Source organism: Gordonia sp. OPL2 (assembly GCF_003797825.1).
In the GTDB taxonomy this organism is placed as follows: domain Bacteria; phylum Actinomycetota; class Actinomycetes; order Mycobacteriales; family Mycobacteriaceae; genus Gordonia.
The window spans coordinates 52,879-79,203 of sequence record NZ_RKME01000012.1 but is presented as its reverse complement, the minus strand read 5'-3'; the positions used below and the strand labels follow the sequence as shown (position 1 = coordinate 79,203).

Below are 26,325 nucleotides of genomic sequence, written 5' to 3'. Positions count from 1 at the left end.
TCACGTTCCACCTAACTCTGCTTCTCATCCAACGTCCTGTGTGCCACTCGCGCATGCGGGGAGGGGAGTGGCTGCCCTCGGGTTCCCCGGGTCAATGGCGTCCGCCGGGACGCCCACCTTTTCGTCGGCGCTGGCCGCCCTTGCGGTTCTTACCGGCAACATGTGCGGTTCCCGACTTCTGTGCCGGCGATCCGTTCGGACTCGGCGTGCCGGCCGAGTTCGCACCCGATGATCCGCCCGCCGACGATCCGCCGCCCGACGAGGTCGTGGCGCCCGAATCCTTGCCGGCCTTCGCCGACGACGTCTCTGCATCAGCGTCGACAGACGCATCGTCATCGGCAACGGTCGCCGATTCTGACGATGACACATCAGCAGACGCCGACGACTTGGTGGTGCCGCCGTCGCGCCGCAGGAACTTCTGCAGACCACCGAGGATGCCGGCCTGCGCCGCAGTCGACGACGTCGAGGACGACGTGTCGGTCGCCACGGAGTCGCCGACGTCCTCGGAGTCGGTGTCTCCCGCCTTGTTCTGCTTGCGCGCCACCTCCGGCCGCGCGCCCGGCTTGGGTGCGTTCGCCTTTTGCTTCTCCTGCTTGGCCAGCTTGGCTTCTTCCTCTTCCTTGGCGATGCGCCCGAACACCAGATGCTGCTGTCCGTAGGTCCAGATGTTGTTGCTCATCCAGTAGAGGAGGATCGCGACGGGGAAGAACGGACCAGTCGCCAGGATGCCGAGCGGGAAGATGTACAGCGCAAGGTTGTTCATCATCCGGGTCTGCGGGTTCTCGAGAGCCGCTTCGGGCTGACGGGCGACCGAGGCGCGCGAGTTCATGTGCGTCGCGATCGACGCGATGATCATCATCGGGATGACAACGATGGCGATCTGGGTCCGCGTGAAATCGATCGGCGAGCCCGGCTCGACGAACGCCTGGAACTCGGCCACCGGTTCGGTGATGAACGACGACAGCGGGACGCCGAAGAGACGCGAGTCCAGGAAGTTCTGGACGAGCTCGGGGCTGAAGGCGTAGTTGCCGAGGCTGCGGGTCTCTTCCGCAGTCATACCCAGCTGACCCATGCCGGTCGCCATCCGGTTGAACGAGCGCAGCACGTGGAACAGACCGATGAACACTGGGATCTGCAGCAGCATCGGCAGACACCCGAGCAGCGGGTTGAAGCCGTGCTCCTTCTGGAGCTTCTGCATCTCCTCGGTCATCTTCACGCGATCCTTGGCGTACTTCTTGCGGATCGCCTGCAGCTGAGGATTGATCTCCTGCATCTTCTTCGTCGTACGGATCTGTTTGACGAAGGGCTTGTACAGAATTGCGCGCAGGGTGAACACGAGGAACACCACCGACAGCGCCCATGCCACACCATTGCCGCCCGGACTGTCGGGAGTGACGTGGCTGAAGAGCCAGTGCCAGACCCACATGATCCAGGAGACCGGGTAGTAGATGAAGTTCAGCACGGGTCAGTTACCCCTAACCTCGGACGGTGTCATTTCTCGGTCTTGTCGTTCACTGGATGTGAAGAGTTCGCGGAACCCGCGTTCGGGCACCGGGTCGTATCCCGGCTTGTGCCAGGGTCCGCACTTGAGCAGTCGGACGACCGACAGCCATCCGCCGTACAGGAAGCCGTGACGGGTCAGGGCCTCGACCGCGTACGTCGAACAGCTGGGTTCGAAGCGGCAGATGGGAAGTCGAAGAGGGGAGATCCAGGTGCGGTAGAGCTCGATGAGGAAGACGACGACGCGACGCGGCGCCAGATGCAGCCAGCGCAGGGGAGTGGGTCGATCCTCCACCACCCGATCGGGGTCGGTCATCAGAGCACCTGGGTTTCGGTCTGCTCGTGCGCGCCCCGTACCGAGCGCGCGACGTCGAACACCTCACGCACCCGACGGCGCGTCAGTGCATCGGAGATCTGATCGGCCAGGTCGAGGCTGCTGCAGTCGGCGGCCGACGGTCGCGCCCGGATGACGAGCATGGTCTCGGCCACCGGGAAGCGAGGAACGCATTCCTGGAAGGCCGCGCGGAGGCGGCGGGCGGTGCGATGCCGGACCACGGCGTTGCCGACGGCCTTGCTGACGATCAGGCCCAGCCATGGGCCACCTACGGTCGCGATGTCCGCGACGCCGATACCGCCGCGACGGTCGGTCGAGGAATCGCGATCGGAGACAGACGAGCCCGCGATGGGCAGGACATGGACCACGAGGTCACGCGTCGTCACCCGCACACCGGTTTTCAGCGTGCGATCGAAGTCGGATCCGCGGGAGATCCGATGCGCAGCGGCCACCATCGATACCAGCGACCGGCGATGGTCGAGACCACCGCCGGAGACGTCGCTGTCGACTCAGGCGGTGAGCTTTGCGCGGCCCTTGCTACGGCGACCGTTGACGATGGCGCGGCCGGCGCGGGTACGCATCCGAAGACGGAAGCCGTGCACACGCGAACGACGACGGTTGTTGGGCTGGAAAGTGCGCTTGCCCTTGGCCATGGGTGACTCCTTGTGCTCCTGCGTGGTGTCGCGCCGGAAACACGCGCAACCCACATCCTTCTTGCTGGTCTGCTGATCCAGGTGCGGTGCCGAGCTGACGTCGGTTGGGGTGACGTGGGCGTCACCACGCAAATGCGCAACCTGGATGACCAGTCGAGACTACTGAGTACGACCCAGCAAATCAAACGAGGAAGCGGCAAGCACCGACGACCGTGACGTCGCCCACATGACCCGCTGGTCGGCGCAATTCTCGCATCTCCATCGTTCGATGGAATCCCCCGATTCACTTTGTCGGCCGGACTGCACTCTGTTAACTTCCAACCTGTTACCTTCGGCGCTGGAACTTTCGGCCCGCAGCCGACACAGAGACGATTCAGTGGACCCTTCCGGCCGCAAGAGCACTCACCGTACGCCAGATCTGTACACAGCTGTGGACAACTATGTGGACAACTCGTGGCAGGTGCGGCAAGGTGACATCCTCATGACCGAAACTGGTCGAAGTTCTCGGCAGGAGGGCCTGGCAGTGTTGAGTGACGCGCCCGTGAAGAGTGATAAGCCGTGATGAGTGATCGCGATTCGTTCGGCGAGGTCTGGCAGAGCGTCGTCGCCGAGCTGAACAACGATTCCGCCGCGCACGACCACGAGCCCCTCACCCGTCAGCAGAAGGCCTGGCTCTCCCTCGTCCAGCCCCTCACCCTCGCGGAAGGCTTCGCTCTACTCACGGTTCCGACGCCGTTGGTGCAGGAACAGATCGAGCGCAACCTTCGCGACACCATCCGATCGGTGCTCAGCCGTCACCTCGGTCAACCCGTCGATCTCGGAGTACGGATCTCGACGCCGACCGTGGAAGAGCCCGCCCCGGAGCCGATGAGCCCCGTCGTCGACCGGTTCGACGGCATGGGTGCCGGCGGACCCACTCCCGGCGGCATCGGTCCGAACGGCGGCGGGAGCGTCGACGTCTCCTCCGGCATCGCTCCGTCGACCGCCCCGGTGGGATTCGATGGGCGTTCACCTCGCCCAGCCGGTCCCGAGGCCGCCGACTGGTCCACCTACTTCGCCGAACGTCCGACGGCCGGGCAGTCACCGTCGAGTGCGAACCTCAGCCCGAAGTACACCTTCGACACCTTCGTCATCGGGGCATCGAACCGTTTCGCCCACGCATCGGCCGTCGCCGTCGCCGAGGCGCCCGCCCGCGCCTACAACCCCTTGTTCATCTGGGGAGAGTCCGGGCTGGGCAAGACCCACCTCCTCCACGCCGCCGGTCACTACGCGCAGCGGCTGTTCCCGGGCATGCGCGTGAAGTATGTGTCGACCGAGGAGTTCACCAACGACTTCATCAACTCGCTGCGTGATGACCGCCGGGTCGCGTTCAAGCGCCGCTACCGCGACGTCGACGTGCTGCTCGTCGACGACATCCAGTTCCTGATCGGCAAAGAGGGCATCCAGGAAGAGTTCTTCCACACCTTCAACACGCTGCACAACGCCAGCAAACAGATCGTGGTGTCGTCCGACCGCCCGCCCAAACAGCTCGCCACCCTCGAGGATCGTCTCCGCACACGATTCGAGTGGGGTCTGATCACCGACGTCCAGCCCCCTGATCTGGAGACGCGGATCGCGATCCTGCGCAAGAAGGCGCAGATGGACAACATCGCGGTGCCCGACGACGTGCTCGAGCTGATCGCGTCGAAGATCGAACGCAACATCCGCGAACTCGAGGGCGCACTCATCCGCGTCACGGCGTTCGCCTCACTGAACAACGCCGAACTCGACAAGTCCCTCGCGGAGGTCGTCCTGCAGGCCCTGCTGCCCAATTCGGGGACCCTCGAGGTCAGCGCCGCCAGCATCCTGGCGATCACCGCCGAGTACTTCGACATCTCGGTCGAGGAACTCCGTGGGCCCGGCAAGACCCGCTCGATCGCGCAGGCACGACAGATCTCCATGTACCTCTGCCGCGAGCTCACCGATCTCTCGCTGCCGAAGATCGGCGAGACCTTCGATCGCGACCACACCACCGTGATGTACGCCGAACGCAAGATCCGCAAGGAGATGGCCGAGCGTCGCAAGGTCTATGACCACGTGCAGGAACTCACCGCACGCATCAAGCAGCGCGCCGTCTGAGACGCGCTCACACGTTCTCTCCCGCCCAGTGCCGGTCCATCCGGCGCTGGGCGGATCTGTCTGCGCGCCTCCGTCGGCTCGCCTCCGTCCGGGCGGACCTGTCCGGACGTGTGTCACCGAGACCCTCGACGAGACAACCCTCAACTCGAACCACAGGGTTTTCGTGGCCCGGATCCGGTGATTCCATCATCGGATCCGGCCCGCCACCGTTCATCACCAGCTGTGGACAGAGCTCGGGATAACACGGGATGTCATGTGCACCGCGCGTGGACAGAGGTGGAACAGAGTGAGAACTCCACACAGCTCTTGTCATTCGCTCGACGACCATCCACCAGACGTCCACAGATCGCCGCACCGCGTGAGCTGCAGGATCCGGAGCTCATCCACAGATTCACAGGCCCTAATACTGAGATGGATCCCTCTCTAAAGAACATCTTTTCAAAGAAGGGCTTGTGCACAGCGCCGACGACACGGGACTCGGGCCGCCGACACCGGCTCGCTCAGTTCGCCCCCAACAGCTCCCCGTCTGGCAGGCTCGTTCTACAGTGGAAATCCCAGTCGGCATCCAGACCGGGCAATCCCACCGATCCGTTGTGAGCGCGGCGGACGAGGGTGGGTGTGACGAGAGTCAGCAGAACAGAGAAGGGCAACCACCCAGCATGAAGTTCCGTGTCGCGCGTGACGAGTTCGCAGATTCCGTTGCCTGGGTGGCCCGCAGCCTGCCGGCTCGTCCGCCGGTCCCGGTGCTGGGATGTGTGGTTCTCACCGCCGGCGACACCGGTTTGGAAGTGTCCGGCTTCGACTACGAGGTGTCGGCGCAGGAGACCGTTGCCGCCGAGGTCGCCGAGCCGGGCAAGGTCCTCGTCTCGGGTCGCCTGCTCGCCGACATCACGAAGGCCCTGCCGAACAAGCCGGTCGACGTCACCCTCGACGGATCCCGCGTCGCCATCGCCTGCGGCAGTGCCAAGTTCTCGCTCCCGACGATGCCGGTCGAGGATTATCCCGAGCTCCCGAAACCGCCGACCGTCACGGGCACCATCCCGGCGCAGGTCTTCGCCGAGGCCATCGGCCAGGTCGCCGTCGCCGCCGGCCGCGACGACACGCTTCCGATGCTGACCGGTGTGCGCGTCGAGATCGAGGGCAATCGGGTCGTGCTGGCCGCGACCGACCGTTTCCGTCTCGCCGTCCGCGAACTCGAGTGGGACCCGACGACCGGTGAGACCTCGGGCGCGGTGCTCGTGCCCGCCAAGACCTTGTCCGAGAGCGCACGCACCGCGGGATCCGAAGCCACCGGCCAGATCTCGCTTGCGTTCGGCACGGGATCCGCCATCGGCGGCGAGGGGATCCTCGGCATCCTCGGTGAGACCAAACGGACGACCACCCGGCTTCTCGATGCCGAGTTCCCCAAGTTCCGGCAGCTGCTGCCGGCCAGCCACACAGCCGTCGCGACGATCGACAGCGCGCCGCTGATCGAGGCGATCAAGCGTGTGGCGCTGGTCGCCGAGCGCGGCGCCCAGGTCCGGATGGAGTTCAGCGAGGGCACCCTGCTGCTCACCGCCGGTGGCGACGAGGCGGGCAAGGCCGAGGAGGAGCTGCCTGTGCAGTTCCACGGCGAGCCGCTGACCATCGCGTTCAATCCCGGTTATCTGCAGGACGGCCTCTCGGCGATCGGCGTGCCGTCGGTCGACTTCGGCTTCACGACACCGAGCCGCCCCGCGGTGCTGCGCCCATCGACCGGTGACGAGCCCGTCGCCGACGAGTCCGGAGCCTTCGTCGCTCCCGACAGTGTGTTCACCTACCTGCTGATGCCGGTCCGACTGCCCGGCTGAGGTCTCCACCCACCGCACATCCATCTCCAACACCGGAGGCACGACGATGCAACTCGGACTGGTCGGACTCGGCAAGATGGGCGCCAACATGCGCACCCGGATCCAGGACGCAGGACATCAGGTCGTCGGCTACGACCCGCGTCCGGAGGTCTCCGATGTCGCGACGCTCGCCGACATGGTCGCCGGGCTGGAAGCACCGCGCGTGGTGTGGGTGATGGTGCCGTCCGGCGATCCCACACGGAGCACGGTCCGGTCACTGGCCGAGCACCTGGAGTCCGGTGACCTGGTCATCGACGGCGGCAATTCCAAGTACACCGACGATCTTCCTAACTCACAGCTGTTGGGCGAGAAGGGAATCGGATACATCGACTGCGGTGTGTCCGGTGGCGTGTGGGGTCTGCGCAACGGATACGGGTTGATGGTCGGCGGCACCGACGGTGACGTCGAGCGCGCCATGCCGATCTTCGACGCGTTGCGGCCCGAGGGCGATCGCGCCGACGGATTCGTCCACGCCGGCCCCGTCGGCGCCGGCCATTACGCCAAGATGGTGCACAACGGCGTCGAGTACGGGCTGATGCACGCCTACGGCGAAGGGTACGAGCTGCTCACCGCCGAGCCGCTCATCACCGATGTCGAGGGGACCCTGCGGGCCTGGACGAAGGGCACCGTCGTCCGGTCGTGGCTGCTCGAGTTACTCGTCCGAGCGCTGCAGGAGGATCCGGGATTCACCGAGATCTCCGACTACACCACCGATTCCGGGGAAGGGCGATGGACCGTCGAGGAGGCGATCCGGCATTCGGTGCCGGCCAACGTCATCTCGGCGGCGCTGTTCGCCCGGTTCGCGTCGCGCCAGGACCAGGGTTCGCCGGCGCTGAAAGCCGTGTCAGCACTTCGGAATCAGTTCGGCGGGCATGCCGTCACCGACAAGCAGGGGCGTTCGGTGGGCGAGACCGGTACGCCATCCGCCGATTGACGTGTTCGTCCGCGAACTCCATCTCCGCGACTTCCGCTCGTGGCGCGAGATCGATCTGACACTGCGCCCTGAACCCACGATCTTCGTGGGCCGCAACGGATTCGGTAAGACCAACCTGCTCGAGGCGGTTTACTACCTGGGCACTCTGCGGTCGCATCGTGTCAGCACCGACGGCCCTCTCGTGCACAGCGGCACGTCGGCGGCCACGGTGATCGGCACCGTCGAGAACATGGGGCGAGAACTGACCGTCCAACTCCAGATCAACGCCGAGGGCGCGAACAAGGCGACCATCAACGGCAGTCCGGCCCGCCGCGCCCGCGACATCCTCGGCATCCTGCGTGCCGTCATGTTCGCACCAGAGGATCTACTACTCGTGCGCGGCGACCCATCGGATCGACGACGATTCGTCGACGAACTCGTCGCCCAGCGCGGACCCCGTTGGGCTGCAGCACGTTCGGACTACGACCGCGTTCTCCGTCAACGCTCCGCCCTGCTCAAGACGGCCGGCGCCGCGCTCCGACGCGGCGGATCCGACGCCGACTCGGTCATCAGCACGCTCGATGTGTGGGACGGCCAGTTGGCCGATCTCGGCGGGCAGGTGACCGCCGCCCGCATCGAGGTCCTGCGGCAACTGACCCCGCATGTCACCGAGTCCTATGCGTCGATCGCGCCGCATTCTCGGCCGGCGACACTGACCTATCGCGCCGCCGCCGGTCCCGAGGTGGTACCCGCCGACGATGTCGCGGCATCACCGGAACGGATCGCCGAGATCCTGTTGGCACGGCTGGGCGAACTGCGGAGCAAGGAGATCGACCGAGGCGTCAGTCTCGTCGGACCCCATCGCGACGACATCGACATCATGCTCGGCGACGACATCGCCAAGGGATTCGCCAGTCACGGCGAGTCCTGGTCGCTGGCCCTCGCCCTGCGCCTCGGATCCGTCGAGCTCGTGCGTGCCGAGGGGATCGAACCGGTCATCATGCTCGACGACGTGTTCGCCGAGCTCGACGCGCAGCGGCGTGCGCAACTGGTGTCGTTCACCGAGTCGGCGGAGCAACTGCTCATCACCGCCGCCGTGCCCGATGACATTCCCGCCTCGATCGGCGGACGACGCGTGGCCGTCGACGTGGTGGAGGACAATGGGACGCGGTACTCGACCGCATCCGAGGTCACCGCCGGGGAGGGCAGCACATGACGGACTCATCAGGCCCGGGCAACTCCTCGGCTCCGCGCGATCCCTCCGACGGCCATTCGTCGGGATATGAACTCGCCCGCCGCGCCCTCGAGGAGGCCCGCGCCGCCGCGCGTGCAGCCGGAAAATCCGTCGGACAAGGCCGTTCCTCTCCGATGCCGAGTGCTCGTCGGACCGCTGGTCGTCGTCGCACCTGGTCCGGATCCGGACCCGACTCGCGGGATCCGCAGCCTCTGGGGCGACTCACGGGCCGCTTGGCGAAGGAGCGCGGATGGGAGTCGCAGATCGGCCAGGGCACCGTCCTGGGTATGTGGGAACAGATCGTCGGACCCGACATCGCCGCCCATGCGCAGCCAACGACCCTGACCGACAACGTCTTACACGTCCAGGCGGAGTCGACGGCCTGGGCCACCCAGCTTCGGTACATGCAGTCGACGATCCTGGCCAAGATCGCGAACGCCGTCGGTGACGGAATGGTGACGAGTCTGCGGATCACCGGACCCAAGGCTCCGTCCTGGCGGAAGGGCCCCCGCCACATCCCCGGTCGCGGGCCGCGCGACACCTACGGGTGAGAACGCTATTCAGGTATCCGTAGACGCCAGATTTGCCGTCTGTCCACAAACGGATCGCCATAGATCGAAAAAAATCGATCTACGCGCACGTTAGCGGCCCCGGATCCCCATTCCAGTGTGGGTCAGGCAGTACTATGGGGAGAGTTGTCCCGACAGGGGTGGAGATCAGCCGGCACGCACGCCGGTCTGCATACCGTTCTCATCCGCGCCACCAGCGCGGATGAGACCGCTGTGTGTTCATCGCCTGCGGTATCACCGAGACAGAAGGAGCGGACGCACCTCGTGGCCGACACCAATGACACCAACGGGTCCGACAGCGCAGCAGCGAAGAAGAGCCGGAAGGCCAAGAAGCCCGGTGAGTACAGCGCCGACTCGATCAGCATCCTCGAGGGCCTCGAAGCCGTTCGCAAGCGTCCGGGCATGTACATCGGTTCCACCGGTGAACGAGGACTGCACCACCTGATCTGGGAGGTCGTCGACAACTCCGTCGACGAGGCGATGGCCGGCCATGCCAGCAAGGTCGACGTCACCCTCCTCGAGGACGGCGGCGTCGAGGTCGTCGACGACGGCCGCGGCATCCCCACCGACATGCATGCCACCGGCGTGCCGACCGTCGAGGTCGTCATGACGCAGCTACATGCGGGCGGCAAGTTCGACTCCGACGCCTACGCCGTCTCCGGAGGTCTGCACGGTGTGGGCATCTCCGTGGTCAACGCTTTGTCGACACGTGTCGAGCTCGCCATCGACTACGGCGGGTTCCACTGGGATCAGGCCTATGACCACGCGAAGCCGACGCCGCTGGAGAAGGGTGACGCCACGCGCAAGACCGGTACCACCGTGCGCTTCTGGCCGGACCCGGAGATCTTCGAGACCACCACGTTCAGCGCCGAGACCGTTGCCCGTCGTCTGCAGGAGATGGCCTTCCTCAACAAAGGCCTCACGATCACCCTGACCGACAAGCGCATCTCGCCGACCGTCGCCGTCGCCGAGGCGGAGATGGAGGAGGGCGACGACACCGCCGAGACCATCAAGTCGGAGGCGGAGAAGGCCGAGCACGTCGCCAAGGCCCGCACCCGGACCTATCACTATCCCGATGGCCTGGTCGACTACATCAAGCACCTCAACCGGACCAAGAACTCGATCCACCAGTCGGTGATCGGCTTCACCGCCAAGGGCACCGGGCACGAGGTCGAGATCGCGATGCAGTGGAACGCCGGTTACTCGGAGTCCGTGCACACCTTCGCCAACACCATCAACACGCACGAGGGCGGCACCCACGAAGAGGGCTTCCGTGCGGCGCTGACCAGCACGGTCAACAAGTACGCCTACGACAAGAAGCTGCTCAAGGAGAAGGACGGCAAGCTCACCGGCGACGACATCCGCGAGGGCCTCGCCGCCGTCATCTCGGTGAAGGTCGGCGATCCGCAGTTCGAGGGCCAGACCAAGACCAAGCTGGGTAACACCGAGGTCAAGAGCTTCGTGCAGAAGACCTGCAACGAGCACCTCGGTCACTGGTTCGAGGCGAACCCGGCCGAGGCCAAGATCATCGTCAAGAAGGCCGTCGACTCCGCCCAGGCCCGCATGGCCGCGCGTAAGGCACGAGAACTGGTGCGCCGCAAGACCGCAACCGACATCGGCGGACTCCCCGGCAAGCTCGCCGACTGCCGCAGCAATGACCCCACCAAGTGTGAGGTCTACATCGTGGAGGGCGACTCGGCCGGCGGCAGCGCCAAATCCGGGCGCGACTCGATGTACCAGGCGATCCTTCCGTTGCGCGGCAAGATCATCAACGTCGAGAAGGCACGCATCGACCGCGTCCTCAAGAACACCGAGGTCCAGTCGATCATCACGGCGTTCGGCACCGGCATCCACGAGGAGTTCGATCTCGCGAAGCTCCGGTATCACAAGATCGTGTTGATGGCCGACGCCGACGTGGACGGCCAGCACATCTCGACACTGTTGCTGACCTTGCTGTTCCGGTTCATGCGTCCGCTCATCGAGCACGGTCACGTGTTCCTCGCCCAGCCGCCGCTGTACAAGCTGAAGTGGCAGAAGTCGGAGCCGGAGTTCGCCTACTCCGATCGTGAGCGCGACGGCCTGCTCGAGGCCGGTCGCGCCGCGGGCAAGCGCATCAATACCGACGACGGCATCCAGCGCTACAAGGGTCTCGGCGAGATGAACGCCAAGGAACTGTGGGAGACCACTATGGATCCGGCCGTGCGCGTCCTGCGTCAGGTGACCCTCGACGACGCCGCGGCGGCCGACGAACTGTTCTCCATCCTGATGGGTGAGGACGTCGCCGCGCGCCGCAGCTTCATCGCCCGTAACGCCAAAGATGTTCGCTTCTTGGATGTCTGACGTACTGCGACCGAACTGGCCACCCACCATCGATGGTCGAGTAGCACCCGGAGCGCCAGCGCAGGGAGCGTATCGAGACCACCGTCCGCACTCAGAGAAGGTCACGCATGACTGACACCACGCTGCCACCCGCCGACGGGGCAGGGGACCGCATCGAACCGGTCGATCTCGGCCAGGAGATGCAGAACAGCTACATCGACTACGCGATGAGCGTCATCGTCGGTCGTGCGCTGCCCGAGGTCCGCGACGGCCTCAAGCCGGTGCACCGCCGACTGCTCTACGCGTCCTACGATGCCGGTTTCCGTCCGGACCGCAGCTACGTCAAATCCGCGAAACCCGTTGCGGAGACGATGGGTAACTACCACCCGCACGGCGACAGCGCCATCTACGACGCCCTGGTGCGTCTGGCCCAGCCGTGGTCGATGCGGTATCCGCTCATCGACGGTCAGGGCAACTTCGGTTCGCGCGGCAACGACGGCGCCGCCGCCATGCGTTACACCGAGGCCCGCCTCACGCCGCTGGCGATGGAGATGCTCCGCGACATCGACGAGGACACAGTCGATTTCACGCCCAACTACGACGGCAAGACGAACGAGCCGACGGTACTGCCGGCGCGCATCCCGAACCTGCTGATCAACGGTTCCGGCGGTATCGCCGTCGGCATGGCGACCAACATCCCGCCGCACAATCTCAATGAGGTTGCGGACGCGGTGTTCTGGGCTCTCGAGAACCCCGAGGCCGATGACGAGGCAACCCTCGCCGCATGCATGGAGTTCATCAAGGGGCCCGACTTCCCCACGGCGGCACTGATCGTCGGCGGCCAGGGCATCAAGGACGCCTACACCACCGGGCGCGGCAGTATCCGGATGCGCAGCGTCGTCGACATCGAGGAGACCAAGGGCACGACCACCCTCGTCGTCACCGAACTGCCGTATCAGGTCAACCCGGACAACCTGATCCAGTCGATCGCCGAGCAGGTGAACGAAGGAAAACTCAAGGGCATCAGCCGGATCGAGGATCAGTCCTCGGACCGTGACGGCATGCGGATCGTCGTCACCCTGCGTCGTGACGCGGTCGCCAAGGTCGTGCTGAACAACCTCTACAAGCACAGCCAGCTACAGACCAGCTTCGGCGCCAACATGTTGTCGATCGTCGACGGTGTCCCGCGCACCCTGCGTCTGGATCAGATGATCCGCCTCTACGTGGCGCATCAGATCGACGTGATCGTACGTCGTACCCGCTACCGGTTGCGCAAGGCCGAGGAACGCGCCCACATCCTGCGCGGTCTGGTCAAGGCGCTCGACGCCCTCGACGAGGTCATCGCGCTGATCCGCGCGTCGTCGAACACCGACGAAGCCCGCCAGGGCCTGATCGGGCTCCTCGACATCGACGACATCCAGGCCGACGCCATCCTCGCGATGCAGCTGCGTCGTCTGTCGGCGTTGGAGCGACAGAAGATCATCGACGAACTGGCCGAGATCGAGCGCGAGATCGCCGACCTCGAGGACATCCTGGCCAAGCCGGAGCGCCAGCGCGCGATCGTTCGTGACGAGCTGAAGGTCGTCGTCGACAAGTACGGCGACGAGCGGCGCACCCGGATCATCGCGGCCGACGGCGATGTGGCCGACGAGGACCTCATCGCGCGCGAGGAGGTCGTCGTCACGATCACCGAGACCGGGTATGCCAAGCGGACCCGCTCGGACCTGTACCGCAGCCAGCGTCGCGGCGGCAAGGGTGTGCAGGGTGCCGGCCTCAAGCAGGACGACATCGTCAAGCACTTCTTCGTCAGCTCGACGCACGACTGGATTCTGTTCTTCACCACCAAGGGTCGCGTGTACCGGGCCAAGGCCTATGAGTTGCCCGAGGCCAATCGCACCGCCCGCGGCCAGCACGTCGCCAACCTGCTCGCCTTCCAGCCGGAGGAGCGGATCGCGCAGGTCATCCAGCTGAAGACCTACGAGGACGCGCCGTATCTGGTGCTGGCGACTCGCAACGGTCTGGTCAAGAAGTCGAAGCTCGTCGATTTCGACTCGAACCGGTCCGGCGGTATCGCCGCGATCAACCTGCGGGGCGAGGACGAACTCGTCGGTGCCCAGCTGTGCAGCGCCGACGACGATCTGCTGCTCGTGTCGCAGAAGGGTCAGTCGATCCGCTTCCACGCCGACGACGAGGCGCTGCGCCCGATGGGCCGGCAGACCTCCGGCGTGCAGGGCATGCGCTTCAACGGCGACGACGAGTTGTTGTCGCTGAATGTGGTCCGCGACGGAACCTATCTCCTCGTGGCGACCTCGGGCGGGTACGCCAAGCGGACCGGCATGGACGACTACCCGGTGCAGGGTCGGGGCGGCAAGGGCGTGCTGACAATTCAGCACGATCGTCGTCGCGGCGAGCTCATCGGCGCCCTGATCGTCGACGATGATTCCGAGCTCTACGCCATCACCTCCGGCGGCGGCGTCATCCGGACGACCGCCAAGAGTGTTCGCAAGGCGGGTCGTCAGACCAAGGGTGTCCGCCTGATGAACCTCGACGAGGGCACTACGGTGATCGCCATTGCACGCAACGCCGACGAGGCCGAGGAAGAAGCCGGAGACTCCGGCAAGTAGCGACCAGGAACGACCACCGGTAGCGGTTAGGGTGGGTCGTACGACCACCGAATGAGGGATTGCCAGTGAGCTCACCGAACACACCGGACGACAAGAAGCCGACCAATGGGGACTCCGGTCCTCGCGCGGCCTCTGGTCCGGGGCCGCAGGGGCAGGGGACCGCTCCCGGTGGCCTCGTGCCGCCGTGGCAGCGGGGCCCCAATGGTTCTCCGCAGTCATCGGAGGGTCCCAACGGCACCGGACGCCCACCCGGACCGCCGCCGCGGGGTGTCGTCAGCGGCACAGCTGCCGCGAGCATCAGCGGTCAGCAGGCGCCGATCACCAAGCTCGACGACCCGCGCGACGGTGAGGGTCAGGGTGGTGGATCCCAGGGTCGGGGATCGACCGCCACTGCCACCGCGGAGCCGACCGAGAAGTTCGTCGAATCGCCCACGCGGCACATCGATCGTGACAATCTGCCGGCCGAGCAGCTGCCGAATCTCGACGCGATCCACCATGTGAACCCCACGCCCGCGGCGGCCGCGCCCACACCGGCGGCCCCGCGGTCGGCACCCACCGAGATCGGAGCGACCCGGCCGCTGCGTGCAGCGGTGCAGATCCGCCGCATCGATCCGTGGGCGACGTTCAAGATCGCGGCTGTGTTGTCGGTGGCGGGGTTCCTCATCTGGATGATCTCGGTCGCGGTGCTGTATCTGATCCTCGACGGCATGGGTGTGTGGGATCAGGTCAACAGCTCGTTCGCCACCCTCGGCACGGCGGATGGCTCCACGAGCGAGGGCGACCTGATCGGCGTCGGTGCGGTGTTCGGCTGGGCGGTCCTGCTGGGGGCGGTCAACGCCATCCTGCTGACCGCACTCGCGACCATCGGTGCCTACATCTACAACCTGTGCGCCGACCTCATCGGCGGCGCCGAGGTGACCCTGGCCGACCTCGACTGACCAGCCGTTTTGGTTGTTCTGCCTCCGGTCGGGTAATCTCACACCTCGGTTCAAGGGCCTATAGCTCAGGCGGTTAGAGCGCTTCGCTGATAACGAAGAGGTCGGAGGTTCAAGTCCTCCTAGGCCCACTGCGAGAGGTGTCGTCGACACCCGATTCGCACCCAGTTCGGTCACTGATCTGACCGGCACGGGGCCTTAGCTCAGTTGGTAGAGCGCTGCCTTTGCAAGGCAGATGTCAGGAGTTCGAATCTCCTAGGCTCCACCACTTTCTTGTTTCTCTGCATGACCGCTGATGAACTCGGCGACGTCACATCCGCGCGTAACGCGCCATCACGAAGCAGTAGACTCCGTAGGCCGCGAGTCCCAACGCTGCGAGAACCAGCAGGAACTGGCCCGCTGGCCAACCCGCAACCGTCTTCACTGCGCCGTCGAGACCGGTCGCTTTCGACGGGTCCGCTGTGATCGCGGCGACCACGACCAGAATCCCGGCGCCGGCCAGAACGACACCCTTGGCCACGTAGCCGACGATGCCGGTCACCTTCACCGCCTGGTTGTCGTCGCCGATCCGCAGGTCGTCGAAGAATGACCGCGAGACGCCCTTGTAGACGTGATAGGCGCCGACGGCGATGATGATCAGCCCCGCGACGACGAGCACGGCCTTCCCGGCCGTTGACTCCATGAGCCGGGCACTGAGGCCGGCGTTCTGCTGTCCACTGGATTTGCCCTCACCCATGGCGAACTGGCCTGCCGACCACGCGAACGCGAGATAGACCACCGCGAGCGCCCCTGCCTTCGCACGATCGAAGATGCCGTCGTCGTCGTCGGACCGCGGTTCCGACGGATGCGGCCCCACGATCGTCTCGGCGATGCGCCACAGGGCCATCGCCACGAACGCGACAACGGCCACCCATAGGGCCAGGCGACCCCCGGTCGACGACGCGAAAATCGAGAGCGCTCCCGACTGGTCGGCGCTCCCAGGGTCGCCGAACGCCAGGCGCAGAACGATGTACGCGATGAGGAGATGGAGCAAGCCACTCACCACATGGCCGGCGCGGGCGAGACGCTCGAACCAGTCGCTGTCGGTCAGCCGGTCGGCCGCATCGCCGGGACGCTTGTCGATCATCGAGTGTGTGCTCCCTGCAGCCGTCGGTCGTGTTCTCTAGGCGTACCAGGCGACGGTACGTGTACGCGCGTGTTCGGGAGTTACGCTGCCGCGTGCGTGTTGTCGTTCACGCAGAGGACACGATTCGGGTTCGATCGGCGGTCCGCTAGGTTTGACGGGTTGTCGATGTCGAGGGGGGTTCGATTCGTATGCGCAAGATCTGTGCGGTGGTTGTCGCGGTCGTGGTGGGCGCGTTGTCGTTGTCGGGGGCGGGGAGTGCGGTCGCGGAGCCGCAGTTGCCGCGGATCGTCACGTACACCGAGAATGTGGGCACTGTGGGCGATCACGACTATTGCCGTGGTGCTTTCAATGTCGGAATGGTTGCACCCAAGGGAACGCGTGGGGTCGTGCGAGTGACCTTGAAGTCGTTCGGATTCACCGGCAACGGAATTGGATGGAAGCGAAACCCGAAGTGCAGGTTCTTGGTGGGGTTGAACGTCAGCGGAACGAGGACCATCGGCCAGGAGATCTTCTTTCCGGTCGCCTTCGGTCCGCGAGCCGGTGAGAAGGTCGTCCGCGATGTACGCCCAGGATCAGGACCCGGTGCTGTGGGTGTGGGCACATACGCGATCAACAATCCGGTCAGGGTGCAGCTCAGCTATGGAACCGCGTACTACACGATGGTTCCCTGAGGTCCCTGCTCTCATATAGGCCGACATGTGACGATCACCACTCTCGTCAGTTCCGGTCTAAGCGTGTTTGCACTGATGACGCCTCAACGCTGATCTCAGACCACTGGACGAGTGCACGGAACTCTGACCTCAGTTGATACGACTTACGCGGACTTCTCGAATGCTGGATCGTCGTTCTTGTGGGAGTCCAGGGATGGAAATCGTGCGTCCTTTGGCTCCCCGCAAATTCATTCGTCCAAAGGACACGATCTCGGCACGCACTGGCAGGGCTGTCCACATGGGCCGCACTTGATTCAGATTCTGTCGAGGGTTTCGGATAGTCTGCTGCCAGCATTGTCGGGGTGCGGCGCGGGAGGGTGCCGCTGTTCAGGGGTGAGGGAATGACTTCGGGGGGATGTTCAGCTCTGTGTGCGATCTCTGATGTCTGCCTGCGGAACGCTCCGTGTCGTCGCGCAGTGGGAGGAGATCGGTGATGTCGCGCGGGACGATGTGGTTCGACGACGTCGCCGCCTGGCCGTCGTCGGATGACACTCCCGCTTCCGAGCTGGCCCGTGCGCTGGCTGCAGAGCGACTGATCTCGAGTATCCAAACTCCGACCGAGCGCGATGTGCCGGTCTCGCAAGCCAACGTCCCGCCATCGCCAATGGATTTCGCCGACGAGGCCTCCGAGGCCGACGATTCCGATCCCTTCGAGCAGATGCGGCTGCGTCCGAGTACCAGCGACGGATCGGGAACTCGACGATTGTGGAAGGACCACAAGGGTCCGATCCTCGGCGCGGCGGCCACTGCTGTGGTCGTGGGGATCGCCGCAATCATCGCGGTGACGCAAACCTCGGGTGGCGGCTCGCAGCCCGAAAACCAAGCTATTCAGCCGCCGGCGACGACGTCCTCGACTCCGTCGGATCCGTGTCCGACGATTGTCGACGGTGCCGTGACCACAGGAAACGGATCCGGGGACCAGAAGTCCGGAGCCGGAGCAATTCTGGCATTCAATCACGCTTACTACATCGAGCGATCCGCCCCTGCAGCGCGCGCAGTCGCCGCACCCAACGCCGTGGCGACCGCCGACGTGATGCAGAAATACATCGACCAGCGTCCGGCAGGTACACAACATTGCCTGTCGATCACCGATCGTGGCCGTGGGACGTACTCCGTTGTCCTGACCGAGATCCCGCCGGAGCCGGGTGCCCAGCCGATCGTCTACCGACAGACGATCAAGACCATTCAATCCCGCGGGAAGACCTGGATCGCCTCGATCGCCTCCGAGGGATAACCCGCAGCACAACGACTTCCGTCCTCCGCGAGGAGGCACGACCGAGAGGAACGATCACAATGACGCAGCCCGCCCAGCGAGCCAGACACCGCCACAGCCAGGGCGACGACCGGCGCACACCGCTCTTGATGACAATGACCTCGGCGGCGTTGGCCGCGTCCATTGCCGCAGGCATCGGCGCGGGCGCAGCACAGGCCGTGCCCGAGCAGGGTGGGACGAGTCCGAGCGACACCGCGCCGCAGCAAGGCGGAACAAGCCCGACCCCGAGTCCGGGCTCGCCGGAACAGGGAGGCACCACGCCCACGCCCGAACCCGAGGTGGCGCCGATCTATTCGCCGGGTCCGGGTTCGATTCCGGGGCCGCCGCAGGAAGCTCCGTATCAGCCGTATGTGGAGCCGGGTTCCTACACTGCGCCGTCGTACGACAATGCCTATAACCCAGTGCCGAATCGGCCGTTGACCGCGCCGAAGCCGACGGCGCCGGTGCGCCCGATCGCGCCGCCGCCGGAGAAGATCCGTGTGGGCAACTTCGTCACCGACATCCCGAAAGGCATGTCCGACAAAGATGTCAACTCGGTCAACGCGTGGTCGGCCTATGGTGAGGCCAAGATCGCGCAGGGATTGATCTCGGTCGGTGTGCCCCAGGATGAGGCGTCGCGGCAGGCGGCATCGACAATCATCGGTGTGATGACCGGCGGGACCGCGGGTGCGGTCACGTTGGGTATTCCGGCGGCGGTGTTGGGAGCTGCCGGAGGTGCTGTGATCGGAACCGGAGTTGGGGCCATTGCAGGTGGTGTGTACAACGCAGTCGTGTTCTCCTTCATGGCGCCTGTCCCCCCTGCTTACGCAAGCATGATTGGCCTGGGTGCCGCCGCCGGCGCCGGCATCGGACTCGCAGCCGGCGGAGCGATCGGTGCGGTCGGCGTCGGAGCTGCTGGTGCCGCCCTCGGCGCCGCAATCGGCGGAACCGCCGGCGGTGCTCTCGCCTACGCCCTCGGCGCGGGCGATCCCGGCGCGAATCCGCGCGAGCCGTGGAAGCAAGGAAAGCCGAACGCCCCCAAGGCAGCGCCACTTCCGAATCCAGATGGCAACCAGTTCGAGTACAAGTTGTCGGCCGACGACGCGAAGAAGGCCGGCCTGCCGGGAGTCGAGTACATCGTCAACAAGCGCGGCGACGTTAACGTCGAAGTTGGTGGATGGAAGGCGAACTGGAGCGTCGAGCAGGCCTTGGCGCCGTACGCTGCTCTGGGCGGAGGAGCCAAGAACGGTGAAAAGTCCGCGCGCGACTTCACCAAGCAGCGCAGTGGTCAGCTCGAGTCAGCAGTGCACGGTGGGCAGGTCAACTGGCCGCAGGAGTCCGCCCCGACCCGCTGATCTCCACGGTCGGTCCCACTAGACTGGCGCGGTCGCCGGAACCGATCGAGATCGAGAGTGATGATGAGCGAGGATGCACAGGGGCAGTCCGGTCCCATCCATCCGCCGGACACCGCCGAGCGCAGCGTCGTGGTGTGCGGCACCGCGGGAGGAGTGGGCACGTCGGTCGTGTCTGCGCTCCTCGCAGAGTATCGCGCAGGGACGTCTCTGGGCGGAGCGTCATGGTGGGTCGACGCCGCCGGAAACGACGGCGACATCCATCAGCGATTGCGTGCGACCGGTGATCAGACCTTGTTGCGAACCGCACTCGGGACGGGACTGTTGCCGGCACCTGAGGCCGCGGTGTCCGATATCGTCCTGCACACATGGCGATTCGGTGCGGTGCCCGTCGTGGACGCCGGGGCGCGGCCCCTCACGGTTCTGCCCGAACTCGAATCGGATGAACTCGGCAGCGTCACACCTGTTCTGATCGTCGGCCCGAGGCCCGATCTGCTGAATCGATCCCGGGAGATCTTCACCGAATGGGACCAGGCCGGGGTGTTGGCGAAGACGATCATCGTGATCTGTTGCCAGGTACCGACTCTCAATCATCAGGCGCTGACGCAGATGTTGGTCGATGCGGTATCAGGGAAGGTGGCAGGAGTCGTTGGGCTCGACTACGAACCGGTCCTTGGTGAGGGCACAGCGCTGGACAAGGATTCGCAACAACGGTTCTCGAGCAGAACCTGGGAGTCGATCGGACGACTCTCTGCTGGAACCAGGCGCGCCTAGTACCGGCCTAGCGAGCACATTTTCACTCTCACGGAACGACCATCCAATTCGAGCTGCCAAGGCTTGTCCCGGTGCCACCCACCGTAATGACATGCGGGCCTGAACCAGATTTGACGGTCACGTGAATGCGCTTACCACCGCGGGGTCCTGCAGTGATCGTCCGCTCCCATCGCGGATCCTTGCGGACCAGGTCAACAGCGACTCCTGCACGGATGGTGCACACGGGGTTTCGATGCCACGCTGGGCCGTCGCCCACGAACGGCCGAGGAGTGAGCGTGATGAAAGCCGTTCCGCGCTGCTGTGGATCGACTTTGATCCCGACGTGGATGGCGCCCCGACAACCGCTGTTGGAGCCAACCGACCAGATATCCTGCGAGTACTGGCTGATTCGCGGGGCTTCATACGGGCGAGCTGAGGCGGGAGCCGATGCGATCAGGGCCGCGGGGAGCGACGCTATTGCGCTGGCAGCGAGAGCAATTGCGCGGTGATTCATCTTAACCCTCGTGATGCGCTGGTGAGCACGGACCGTAACCCCACGGATGCATTCGCCACCCGCGAACTCACGGGATGAGTACAAAGTTTCGGGTTCCCCACTGCACGCCCTCCGTGAAGAACTCCAACATGTGCGGACCGCTTCCGGGCGTCAGTGTTAGGTGTGCCGCGCGCCCGCCACGTGGGCCGGCCGTGATGTTGCGAGACCAGCCCTCGCCTCGGACGATGTCCATCCGAGCAGTCACTTGGAGGTTGCACACCGGCTTCCGCCGCCACGCCGGACCGTCGCCGACGAACGGCCGCGGAGTGTAGGTGACGAATGCCTTGCCGGGCTTCGTGCGGTCAACCGCGATCCCGACGTGGATTGCGCCGCGACACCCGCTGTTTCCCCCGACCGCCCAGATGTCTTCGCTGTACTGGCTGATTCGCGGCGCCGGATACGGCGCCGCCACCGCAGCTCCACTTCCGACTAACGACATCACGACCAGAGCAAGAGCACTGCACACGAAAACAAGCGAACGTCGAAACACGTCAGACCTTTCGGCTGGATCCCCCCGGCGACCCTGTCGCCCCGATGCCTGCCACCGTAACGGACCTGTCCGAATGGGTCAGAACCGCCTCGTGACAACGCAGTTCATGTCGTCCAGCCGAACGACAGGCGGTCGACGACGCCTACGAACTCTGACCCGAGATCCAGAAGAACGTGATGAGCGCGAGCACGATCACGACAACATACAGCCACCCGATCCAGATCGCCACGCGCGCAAAGGGTTCCCCGAACTCACGGGTACGCGAGATCTGATTGCGTGCCCGATACCCGAGGTAAAGGCCAACCGGCGAGGTGATGCCGAGTATCGACAGCACCAACGCCCAGATCGCGGTGCGATTGGTCCCGCGTGCGGGCGCGGTGCGGGAGGGCCGTGCGGCCTGAGAATTGCTCCGCGTGGGCACGGGCTCCTCCGGAACGTCGTCGGTGACTGGGATGTTGGCCGAATAGGCCAACGGGCGCTGTGGTGAGCTGTCGACCACGGAGGTCGGGGCAGCCGAGTCGGCGGGGGAGGAGCCGACGGCGGTGAAGTCGTCGTCCGGACCCTGAATCGGCGCCGGGCGGTTGACGCGCGTCGCAGCGTCCGGGGCCGGACCGACAGGTGTTCGCGTCGTCTTGTCTGACGAATCGGGAGTGAGGGGCGTGGGCGCTGAGCGTGTCGGCGCCGCGCTCGGTGGTCGAGCACCCGGTCCACTCGGGCCGACGGGAGCACCAGTGGCGCCGAGGCCGGCGGACCCACCGGGACCTGCGCCAGGACCCGGACCCGGTCCACCGGCACGAGGTGGCGGACCGCCGAGCGGGGGACCGACTCGTCCGGGCGGCGGAGGCCGTCGTCCGGGAGGTGGCCGGTAGCCAGGAGGAGGGGGACCGCCACGGCGCGGTGGGGCGTTGCGACCTCCGCCCGGACCGGAGGCGTTCCACGGCGGGACTCCGCCAGGGGCGGGTCCACCGGGCGGAACCGGAGCAGGACCACCGGGACCACCCGAACCACCTGGGCCGCGCGGAGCCGGCGGACGTTGGTGGGGGGCGCCCCCGGGCTGAACGGGTTGCTGCGGACGCGGACCCGGCCGGCCGGGCGGCGGGGGAGTAGCGCCGGGACGAGGTCCGGAGCCCATAGGCGCCGAACCGGAAGGTTGCGGGCCCGGCGCGGTCACCGGTGCGTTCGGGCGGCGCTCCCACGGAGCCGAGATCGGCGCGCCGGCGGTGGCTGCACCGCCGTCGTCGGCCGGCCGGTCGTCCCGGTCACCCGGGTCGGTCGGCGGACGCGAACTGTCGTCGGAGGTCACTGGTCCAAATTACCGTTGCGAGGGCACAGATCGAACCGCGAGCCGAGTCGTCATCATGACGCCGCCGCCGAGTCGCCGGAGGGCGGGGACAGCTCTTCCACCCGGGGGACCGTCGCCGACACCGGTGGCGGCTCCCGACGCGAGCGTCGGACGATGACGGCGGTGATCGCGGTCGCCACGAGCGATGCGGCGACCGACACCGCAGCCACGACGTACTTGTTCGACATGACCTCCAGCGTGCCAGTCCCGGTCGTCGCCTGTCACCTCGGCCGTCACAGAACACAGTGCAGAACAGGTGCGCCAACGCCGGTGTTCGCTCACGGCCGAGTCCGGCATACACCGTTTAGTGGTTGGATGGAGTCGTGACTACTCAGAAGCAGACCGCGACTCTGAAGACCAATCGCGGCGACATCGTTGTCGACCTCTTCCCGAATCACGCGCCGAAGACCGTGGCCAACTTCGTCGGCCTCGCTGACGGGTCGAAGGACTACAGCCAGCCGAACGCCTCCGGCGGCGACAGCGGCCCGTTCTACGACGGCTCGGTGTTCCACCGTGTCATCGAGGGCTTCATGATCCAGGGCGGAGATCCGACCGGCACGGGCCGCGGCGGACCGGGCTACCAGTTCGAGGACGAGTTCCATCCGGAACTGCAGTTCGACCGTCCGTACCTGCTGGCCATGGCCAATGCCGGTCCTGGCACCAACGGTTCGCAGTTCTTCATCACCGTCGGCCCGACCCCGCACCTGAACCGTCGGCACAGCATCTTCGGTGAGGTCACCGATCCGGCCTCGCAGCAGATCGTCGACGCGATCGCCACCACCTCGACGGACCGTGCGGATCGTCCGCTCGACGAGGTCGTGATCCAGAAGATCGAACTCAGCTGACCGGCCCATACCAACCCGGTCCGTACACCGCAGGTCCGCCTGCGGTGTGCTTCCGGCACCCCGACCGCCCGACCGGACTGTCCTGCAGCCGGTGCGGGCGGCCGGCATGCCCGGAATGTCTCCGGCCCGCCGCGGTCGGTCAACACTGCGTCGACTGCCTTCGCAACGACGGAGTCCAGAAGTCGGCGGTCCGGCCGACCTTCGGCGATCGTGGTATCAGCCCGATGGTCGCCAAGCCGATGGTGGCGTCGCGTCCCTACGCCACCTACGGGCTGATCGCGGTCAACCTCGTCATCTTCGCGTTCTGCGCGCTGCAGGCGCGCGGCTTCGACATGATCCGGTCGCAGCTGTTCGTCGACTGGGCGCTGGTCAAACCCTGGGTCGCCGACGGCGAGTACTGGCGACTGCTCACCGCAGGCTTCCTGCATTTCTCGGTGACCCACATCGCGCTGAACATGATCTCGCTCTACATTTTGGGCCGCGACCTCGAGATCGCCATCGGCATCCCGCGTTACCTCGGCGTCTACCTGACCGCATTGCTCGGCGGCAGCGCGGCAGTCATGCTCCTCGGGTCCGGGACCGCCATCAACGCAGGCGCGTCCGGTGCCATCTACGGACTGATGGGCGCGGTGCTGATCGTCGTTCTCAAGGCGAGGGTGTCACCCGTTCCGGTCATCACCATCATCGTGCTCAACCTGGTCCTGTCGGTGACCATCCCGGGCATCTCGCTGCTCGCACACGTCGGCGGACTCGTCTTCGGTGCAGCCGCAACGGCCGGCATCCTGTTCCTCCCGCAGTGGGTGCTGCCGACGGGCCGCCGCAATCCCGCCGCGGCGAGCCGAGTCGGGTGGATCGCGATCGGCGTGCTGCTGATCCTTGCTGTGGCGATCGGCATCGGCGTGGGGATCTCCTACGGGAACACCCACGTCCTCGTCGGCTAGCAGCCCGACCGCCGACGCTCGGCTCTATCTGCGCTGATCCTCGACGACGAACCCCGCTCGTCGCAGAGCTTCCGCGACGTCTCCGAGATCCGTCCCCAGATCCCACCGACTGAACACGATCAAACGTGTGTCGTCGCGGGGACCATCGATCTCCACCGCCGCAGGCGCGTCCGCCTGCAGGACATCGAGCTCGATCTGGCCCGTGCGTCGGCCGATGCGCCGGAAGTCCAACAGCCGGATTCGGTCGATTCGATCCCGCGGATAGACATGCGTGCCGCCGATGGTGCGGATCGCGATCGCCGGTTGACCGTCGTCGTCGAGGGTTGTCGCCAGTCGGGGTCGCACCGTGAGCGCGTAGGTCGCGAAAGCCATCAACAGGATCCCGGCGACTCCCATCAGGACCAGTCCGGCGGGATCGGAGGCGGTCATCACGGCGGCGACCAGCAAGATCACTCCGCCGATCGCCAGCGCGATGCCGGCCGGACGCGGTGTCGCCCAGGCCTGTGTGGACAGATGTGCCGAGTTATCCACAGGTGTTACTCACAGTGGGGAGAACTTACACACATGTGATTTCCACAGTGTGGATGAATTACACACATGTGAGTCGATGCTGTTGATCGACGGTGAGCGGGGAGATCATCCCAGGTCAGAGTGGAGATCAGCGCCACCGCATCGTCATCAACAGACCAACCACCATGAGCGCGAAGCCGATCAAGAAGTTCCAGGGGCCGAGTTCGTACATCCAGTGCAGGGCCTTGCCGTCCCCGCCGAGTGCGGTGGGTGTCGCGACGAGATAGAACACGATGAGCCAGGCGAGTCCGAGGACCATCAGGCCGAGCATGATCCACACATATATGTTGCTCGACGGTCCGGCCTTCACCTTGACCGGCGTGCGGCTGGCCGGGTTGATCGTGTAGTCGGTCTTCTTCCGGACTTTTGACTTCGGCATGACTTCCTCTGTAGTGCGGAACAGCTCGTCGGGCTGTCGGTCAGACGCGACGGTACCCCGCACCGTTGACTCGGTGCCCACAGGTGGGCCGTCGCTCGCAAGAACTTCCCTCTACGGTATCTCACCAGGTCGCCGACCCGGCAACGTCGAGTCGGCCCAGGTGACGACCTGTGGAAAACCGGTCGACCGGGGTATCGGCGCGGGAGGTAGCCTGACGGGGTGAATCAGCCGTCTGCGCACGTGGGAGCTGGGTCGACCGCCGGCCGCATCCTGGTCATCGACAACTACGACAGCTTCGTCTACAACCTGGTCCAGTACCTGGGGCAGCTGGGCGTCGAGGCCGTGGTGTGGCGCAACGACGACCCGCAACTGGCCGACCCGGCTGCCGCTGTGGACGGCTTCGACGGTGTCCTGCTGAGCCCCGGTCCGGGCACCCCGCAGCGTGCCGGCGCGACGATCCCGATGGTCGGAGTCGCCCGCGACAACGGCGTCCCATTGCTCGGCGTGTGCCTCGGGCACCAGGCGATCGGTGCGGCGTTCGGGGGAACGGTCGACCGCGCGCCGGAACTGTTGCACGGCAAGACGTCGCAGGTGTTCCACGACGGCGCGGGCGTTCTCGCCGGTCTGTCGGATCCGTTCACCGCGACCCGCTACCACTCGCTCACGGTGCTCCCGGAGACGATCCCCGACGACCTCATCGTGACCGGGCGTACCGAGACCGGGATCGTGATGGCGATGGCGCACCGCGAGCTGCCGATCCACGGCGTGCAGTTCCATCCCGAGAGCGTCCTCACCCAGGGCGGACATCGCATGCTCGCCAACTGGCTCGCGGTCTGCGGCATCGAGATCCCGGAGTCGCGCGTCGCGGTGCTGGAGAGCGAGATGGCCGAGGCGGTCGGCTGACGCCGAGAGCCAACCCCTCTGACGCCCCGAAGGACCGCACCC

24 protein-coding genes and 2 tRNA genes are annotated in these 26,325 nt (G+C 65.8%); 17 read left to right on the top strand and 9 right to left on the bottom strand.

Translation table 11 applies throughout. The features are described 5' to 3' along the window. Positions 1-91: 91 nt before the first annotated feature. The 4 genes from yidC to rpmH are packed head-to-tail and all read right to left on the bottom strand — an operon-like array spanning position 92 to position 2,487. The gene (yidC, locus tag EEB19_RS13685) at positions 92-1,462 is read right to left on the bottom strand and encodes a membrane protein insertase YidC (protein WP_187587110.1); all 1,371 of its coding nucleotides are present in this window, start codon (positions 1,460-1,462) and stop codon (positions 92-94) included. Positions 1,463-1,465: 3 nt separating this feature from the next. Then, positions 1,466-1,816 carry a membrane protein insertion efficiency factor YidD gene (yidD, locus tag EEB19_RS13680; protein WP_187587108.1) on the bottom strand — a complete coding sequence of 117 codons (351 nt, stop codon included), beginning with the start codon at positions 1,814-1,816 and terminating at the stop codon, positions 1,466-1,468. After that, positions 1,816-2,289: a ribonuclease P protein component gene (gene rnpA, locus EEB19_RS13675; RefSeq protein WP_187587106.1), complete on the bottom strand. Its 474-nt coding sequence runs from the start codon at positions 2,287-2,289 to the stop codon at positions 1,816-1,818. Before rnpA ends, yidD begins: the two co-directional genes overlap by 1 nt. Before the next feature lie 54 nt (positions 2,290-2,343). Further along, on the bottom strand, positions 2,344-2,487 hold the full coding sequence (gene rpmH / locus EEB19_RS13670) for a 50S ribosomal protein L34 (RefSeq protein WP_124709456.1): 144 nt from the start codon (positions 2,485-2,487) through the stop codon (positions 2,344-2,346). 558 nt (positions 2,488-3,045) lie between these two features. On the opposite strand from rpmH, the gene dnaA reads away from it, so the two are divergent. The 10 genes from dnaA to EEB19_RS13620 all read left to right on the top strand — a co-directional run bounded on the left by dnaA (position 3,046) and on the right by EEB19_RS13620 (position 15,335). Continuing rightward, positions 3,046-4,605, top strand: coding sequence for a chromosomal replication initiator protein DnaA (dnaA, locus tag EEB19_RS13665; RefSeq protein ID WP_187587104.1), 1,560 nt, complete (start codon positions 3,046-3,048; stop codon positions 4,603-4,605). A gap of 659 nt (positions 4,606-5,264) precedes the next feature. Then, the gene (dnaN, locus tag EEB19_RS13660; RefSeq protein ID WP_187587102.1) at positions 5,265-6,434 is read left to right on the top strand and encodes a DNA polymerase III subunit beta; all 1,170 of its coding nucleotides are present in this window, start codon (positions 5,265-5,267) and stop codon (positions 6,432-6,434) included. A gap of 46 nt (positions 6,435-6,480) precedes the next feature. Next, complete coding sequence (gene gnd / locus EEB19_RS13655; RefSeq protein ID WP_187587100.1) at positions 6,481-7,407, top strand: phosphogluconate dehydrogenase (NAD(+)-dependent, decarboxylating); 927 nt, start codon at positions 6,481-6,483, stop codon at positions 7,405-7,407. A 1-nt stretch (position 7,408) separates the two neighbouring features. After that, complete coding sequence (recF, locus tag EEB19_RS13650) at positions 7,409-8,602, top strand: DNA replication/repair protein RecF (RefSeq protein WP_187587098.1); 1,194 nt, start codon at positions 7,409-7,411, stop codon at positions 8,600-8,602. Next, positions 8,599-9,171 (top strand): DUF721 family protein, encoded by a 573-nt coding sequence (locus tag EEB19_RS13645; RefSeq protein ID WP_187587096.1) that lies wholly within the window; start codon positions 8,599-8,601, stop codon positions 9,169-9,171. The genes recF and EEB19_RS13645 overlap by 4 nt, the downstream gene beginning before the upstream one ends. 282 nt (positions 9,172-9,453) lie before the next feature. Next, on the top strand, positions 9,454-11,529 hold the full coding sequence (gyrB, locus tag EEB19_RS13640; protein ID WP_187587094.1) for a DNA topoisomerase (ATP-hydrolyzing) subunit B: 2,076 nt from the start codon (positions 9,454-9,456) through the stop codon (positions 11,527-11,529). A 107-nt stretch (positions 11,530-11,636) separates the two neighbouring features. After that, positions 11,637-14,132 (top strand): DNA gyrase subunit A, encoded by a 2,496-nt coding sequence (gyrA, locus tag EEB19_RS13635; RefSeq protein ID WP_187587092.1) that lies wholly within the window; start codon positions 11,637-11,639, stop codon positions 14,130-14,132. A gap of 65 nt (positions 14,133-14,197) precedes the next feature. Next, on the top strand, positions 14,198-15,070 hold the full coding sequence (locus EEB19_RS13630; protein ID WP_187587090.1) for a DUF3566 domain-containing protein: 873 nt from the start codon (positions 14,198-14,200) through the stop codon (positions 15,068-15,070). 54 nt (positions 15,071-15,124) lie between these two features. After that, positions 15,125-15,198 (top strand) — tRNA-Ile (locus EEB19_RS13625). A 61-nt stretch (positions 15,199-15,259) separates the two neighbouring features. Beyond that, positions 15,260-15,335, top strand: a tRNA-Ala gene (locus tag EEB19_RS13620). A 42-nt stretch (positions 15,336-15,377) separates the two neighbouring features. On the opposite strand, the gene EEB19_RS13615 is transcribed toward EEB19_RS13620, so the two are convergent. Then, positions 15,378-16,193, bottom strand: a complete 816-nt coding sequence (locus EEB19_RS13615; protein ID WP_187587088.1) for a DUF1206 domain-containing protein — start codon at positions 16,191-16,193, stop codon at positions 15,378-15,380. Positions 16,194-16,381: 188 nt separating this feature from the next. Between EEB19_RS13615 and EEB19_RS13610 the strand changes: the two genes are divergently transcribed. From EEB19_RS13610 to EEB19_RS13595, 4 genes are all read left to right on the top strand, one after another. Further along, positions 16,382-16,864, top strand: a complete 483-nt coding sequence (locus EEB19_RS13610) for an enoyl-CoA hydratase (RefSeq protein WP_187587086.1) — start codon at positions 16,382-16,384, stop codon at positions 16,862-16,864. 472 nt (positions 16,865-17,336) lie between these two features. After that, complete coding sequence (locus tag EEB19_RS13605) at positions 17,337-18,137, top strand: hypothetical protein (RefSeq protein ID WP_187587084.1); 801 nt, start codon at positions 17,337-17,339, stop codon at positions 18,135-18,137. 128 nt (positions 18,138-18,265) lie between these two features. Next, on the top strand, positions 18,266-19,510 hold the full coding sequence (locus EEB19_RS13600; RefSeq protein ID WP_316245470.1) for a hypothetical protein: 1,245 nt from the start codon (positions 18,266-18,268) through the stop codon (positions 19,508-19,510). A 63-nt stretch (positions 19,511-19,573) separates the two neighbouring features. Next, positions 19,574-20,281 carry a hypothetical protein gene (locus EEB19_RS13595; protein ID WP_187587080.1) on the top strand — a complete coding sequence of 236 codons (708 nt, stop codon included), beginning with the start codon at positions 19,574-19,576 and terminating at the stop codon, positions 20,279-20,281. Between the two features lie 1,164 nt (positions 20,282-21,445). Here the strand turns inward: EEB19_RS13595 and EEB19_RS26940 are convergent. Together EEB19_RS26940 and EEB19_RS13585 are read right to left on the bottom strand one after the other, a co-directional pair. Beyond that, a complete protein-coding gene (locus EEB19_RS26940) occupies positions 21,446-21,724 on the bottom strand; it encodes a DUF4190 domain-containing protein (protein ID WP_262365654.1) in 279 nt (92 codons plus the stop codon). Positions 21,725-22,659: 935 nt separating this feature from the next. After that, positions 22,660-22,833, bottom strand: a complete 174-nt coding sequence (locus tag EEB19_RS13585) for a hypothetical protein (RefSeq protein WP_187587079.1) — start codon at positions 22,831-22,833, stop codon at positions 22,660-22,662. A 135-nt stretch (positions 22,834-22,968) separates the two neighbouring features. Here EEB19_RS13585 and EEB19_RS13580 point away from each other — a divergent pair, with 135 nt between their 5' ends. Together EEB19_RS13580 and EEB19_RS13575 are read left to right on the top strand one after the other, a co-directional pair. After that, the gene (locus tag EEB19_RS13580) at positions 22,969-23,490 is read left to right on the top strand and encodes a peptidylprolyl isomerase (RefSeq protein ID WP_187587077.1); all 522 of its coding nucleotides are present in this window, start codon (positions 22,969-22,971) and stop codon (positions 23,488-23,490) included. Between the two features lie 44 nt (positions 23,491-23,534). Continuing rightward, positions 23,535-24,431: a rhomboid family intramembrane serine protease gene (locus tag EEB19_RS13575; protein WP_187587074.1), complete on the top strand. Its 897-nt coding sequence runs from the start codon at positions 23,535-23,537 to the stop codon at positions 24,429-24,431. Between the two features lie 24 nt (positions 24,432-24,455). Here the strand turns inward: EEB19_RS13575 and EEB19_RS13570 are convergent, their stop codons facing one another. Then, the gene (locus tag EEB19_RS13570) at positions 24,456-24,962 is read right to left on the bottom strand and encodes a PH domain-containing protein (RefSeq protein WP_187587073.1); all 507 of its coding nucleotides are present in this window, start codon (positions 24,960-24,962) and stop codon (positions 24,456-24,458) included. Between the two features lie 127 nt (positions 24,963-25,089). Continuing rightward, complete coding sequence (gene crgA, locus EEB19_RS13565; protein WP_187587071.1) at positions 25,090-25,380, bottom strand: cell division protein CrgA; 291 nt, start codon at positions 25,378-25,380, stop codon at positions 25,090-25,092. A 219-nt stretch (positions 25,381-25,599) separates the two neighbouring features. Here crgA and EEB19_RS13560 point away from each other — a divergent pair, with 219 nt between their 5' ends. Further along, the gene (locus EEB19_RS13560) at positions 25,600-26,283 is read left to right on the top strand and encodes an aminodeoxychorismate/anthranilate synthase component II (RefSeq protein WP_187587069.1); all 684 of its coding nucleotides are present in this window, start codon (positions 25,600-25,602) and stop codon (positions 26,281-26,283) included. The last annotated feature ends 42 nt before the right edge of the window (positions 26,284-26,325 follow it).

What these genes read in the sequence shown, in the direction of transcription:
- yidD (WP_187587108.1), bottom strand. Translation starts at nt 1,816, where the DNA reads ATGACCGACCCCGATCGGGTGGTGGAGGATCGACCCACTCCCCTGCGC.
- rnpA (WP_187587106.1), bottom strand. Translation starts at nt 2,289, where the DNA reads ATGGTGGCCGCTGCGCATCGGATCTCCCGCGGATCCGACTTCGATCGC.
- rpmH (WP_124709456.1), bottom strand. Translation starts at nt 2,487, where the DNA reads ATGGCCAAGGGCAAGCGCACTTTCCAGCCCAACAACCGTCGTCGTTCG.
- dnaN (WP_187587102.1), top strand. Translation starts at nt 5,265, where the DNA reads ATGAAGTTCCGTGTCGCGCGTGACGAGTTCGCAGATTCCGTTGCCTGG.
- gnd (WP_187587100.1), top strand. Translation starts at nt 6,481, where the DNA reads ATGCAACTCGGACTGGTCGGACTCGGCAAGATGGGCGCCAACATGCGC.
- EEB19_RS13645 (WP_187587096.1), top strand. Translation starts at nt 8,599, where the DNA reads ATGACGGACTCATCAGGCCCGGGCAACTCCTCGGCTCCGCGCGATCCC.
- gyrA (WP_187587092.1), top strand. Translation starts at nt 11,637, where the DNA reads ATGACTGACACCACGCTGCCACCCGCCGACGGGGCAGGGGACCGCATC.
- EEB19_RS13615 (WP_187587088.1), bottom strand. Translation starts at nt 16,193, where the DNA reads ATGATCGACAAGCGTCCCGGCGATGCGGCCGACCGGCTGACCGACAGC.
- EEB19_RS13610 (WP_187587086.1), top strand. Translation starts at nt 16,382, where the DNA reads ATGCGCAAGATCTGTGCGGTGGTTGTCGCGGTCGTGGTGGGCGCGTTG.
- EEB19_RS13605 (WP_187587084.1), top strand. Translation starts at nt 17,337, where the DNA reads ATGTCGCGCGGGACGATGTGGTTCGACGACGTCGCCGCCTGGCCGTCG.
- EEB19_RS13600 (WP_316245470.1), top strand. Translation starts at nt 18,266, where the DNA reads ATGACAATGACCTCGGCGGCGTTGGCCGCGTCCATTGCCGCAGGCATC.
- EEB19_RS13595 (WP_187587080.1), top strand. Translation starts at nt 19,574, where the DNA reads ATGAGCGAGGATGCACAGGGGCAGTCCGGTCCCATCCATCCGCCGGAC.
- EEB19_RS13585 (WP_187587079.1), bottom strand. Translation starts at nt 22,833, where the DNA reads ATGTCGAACAAGTACGTCGTGGCTGCGGTGTCGGTCGCCGCATCGCTC.
- crgA (WP_187587071.1), bottom strand. Translation starts at nt 25,380, where the DNA reads ATGCCGAAGTCAAAAGTCCGGAAGAAGACCGACTACACGATCAACCCG.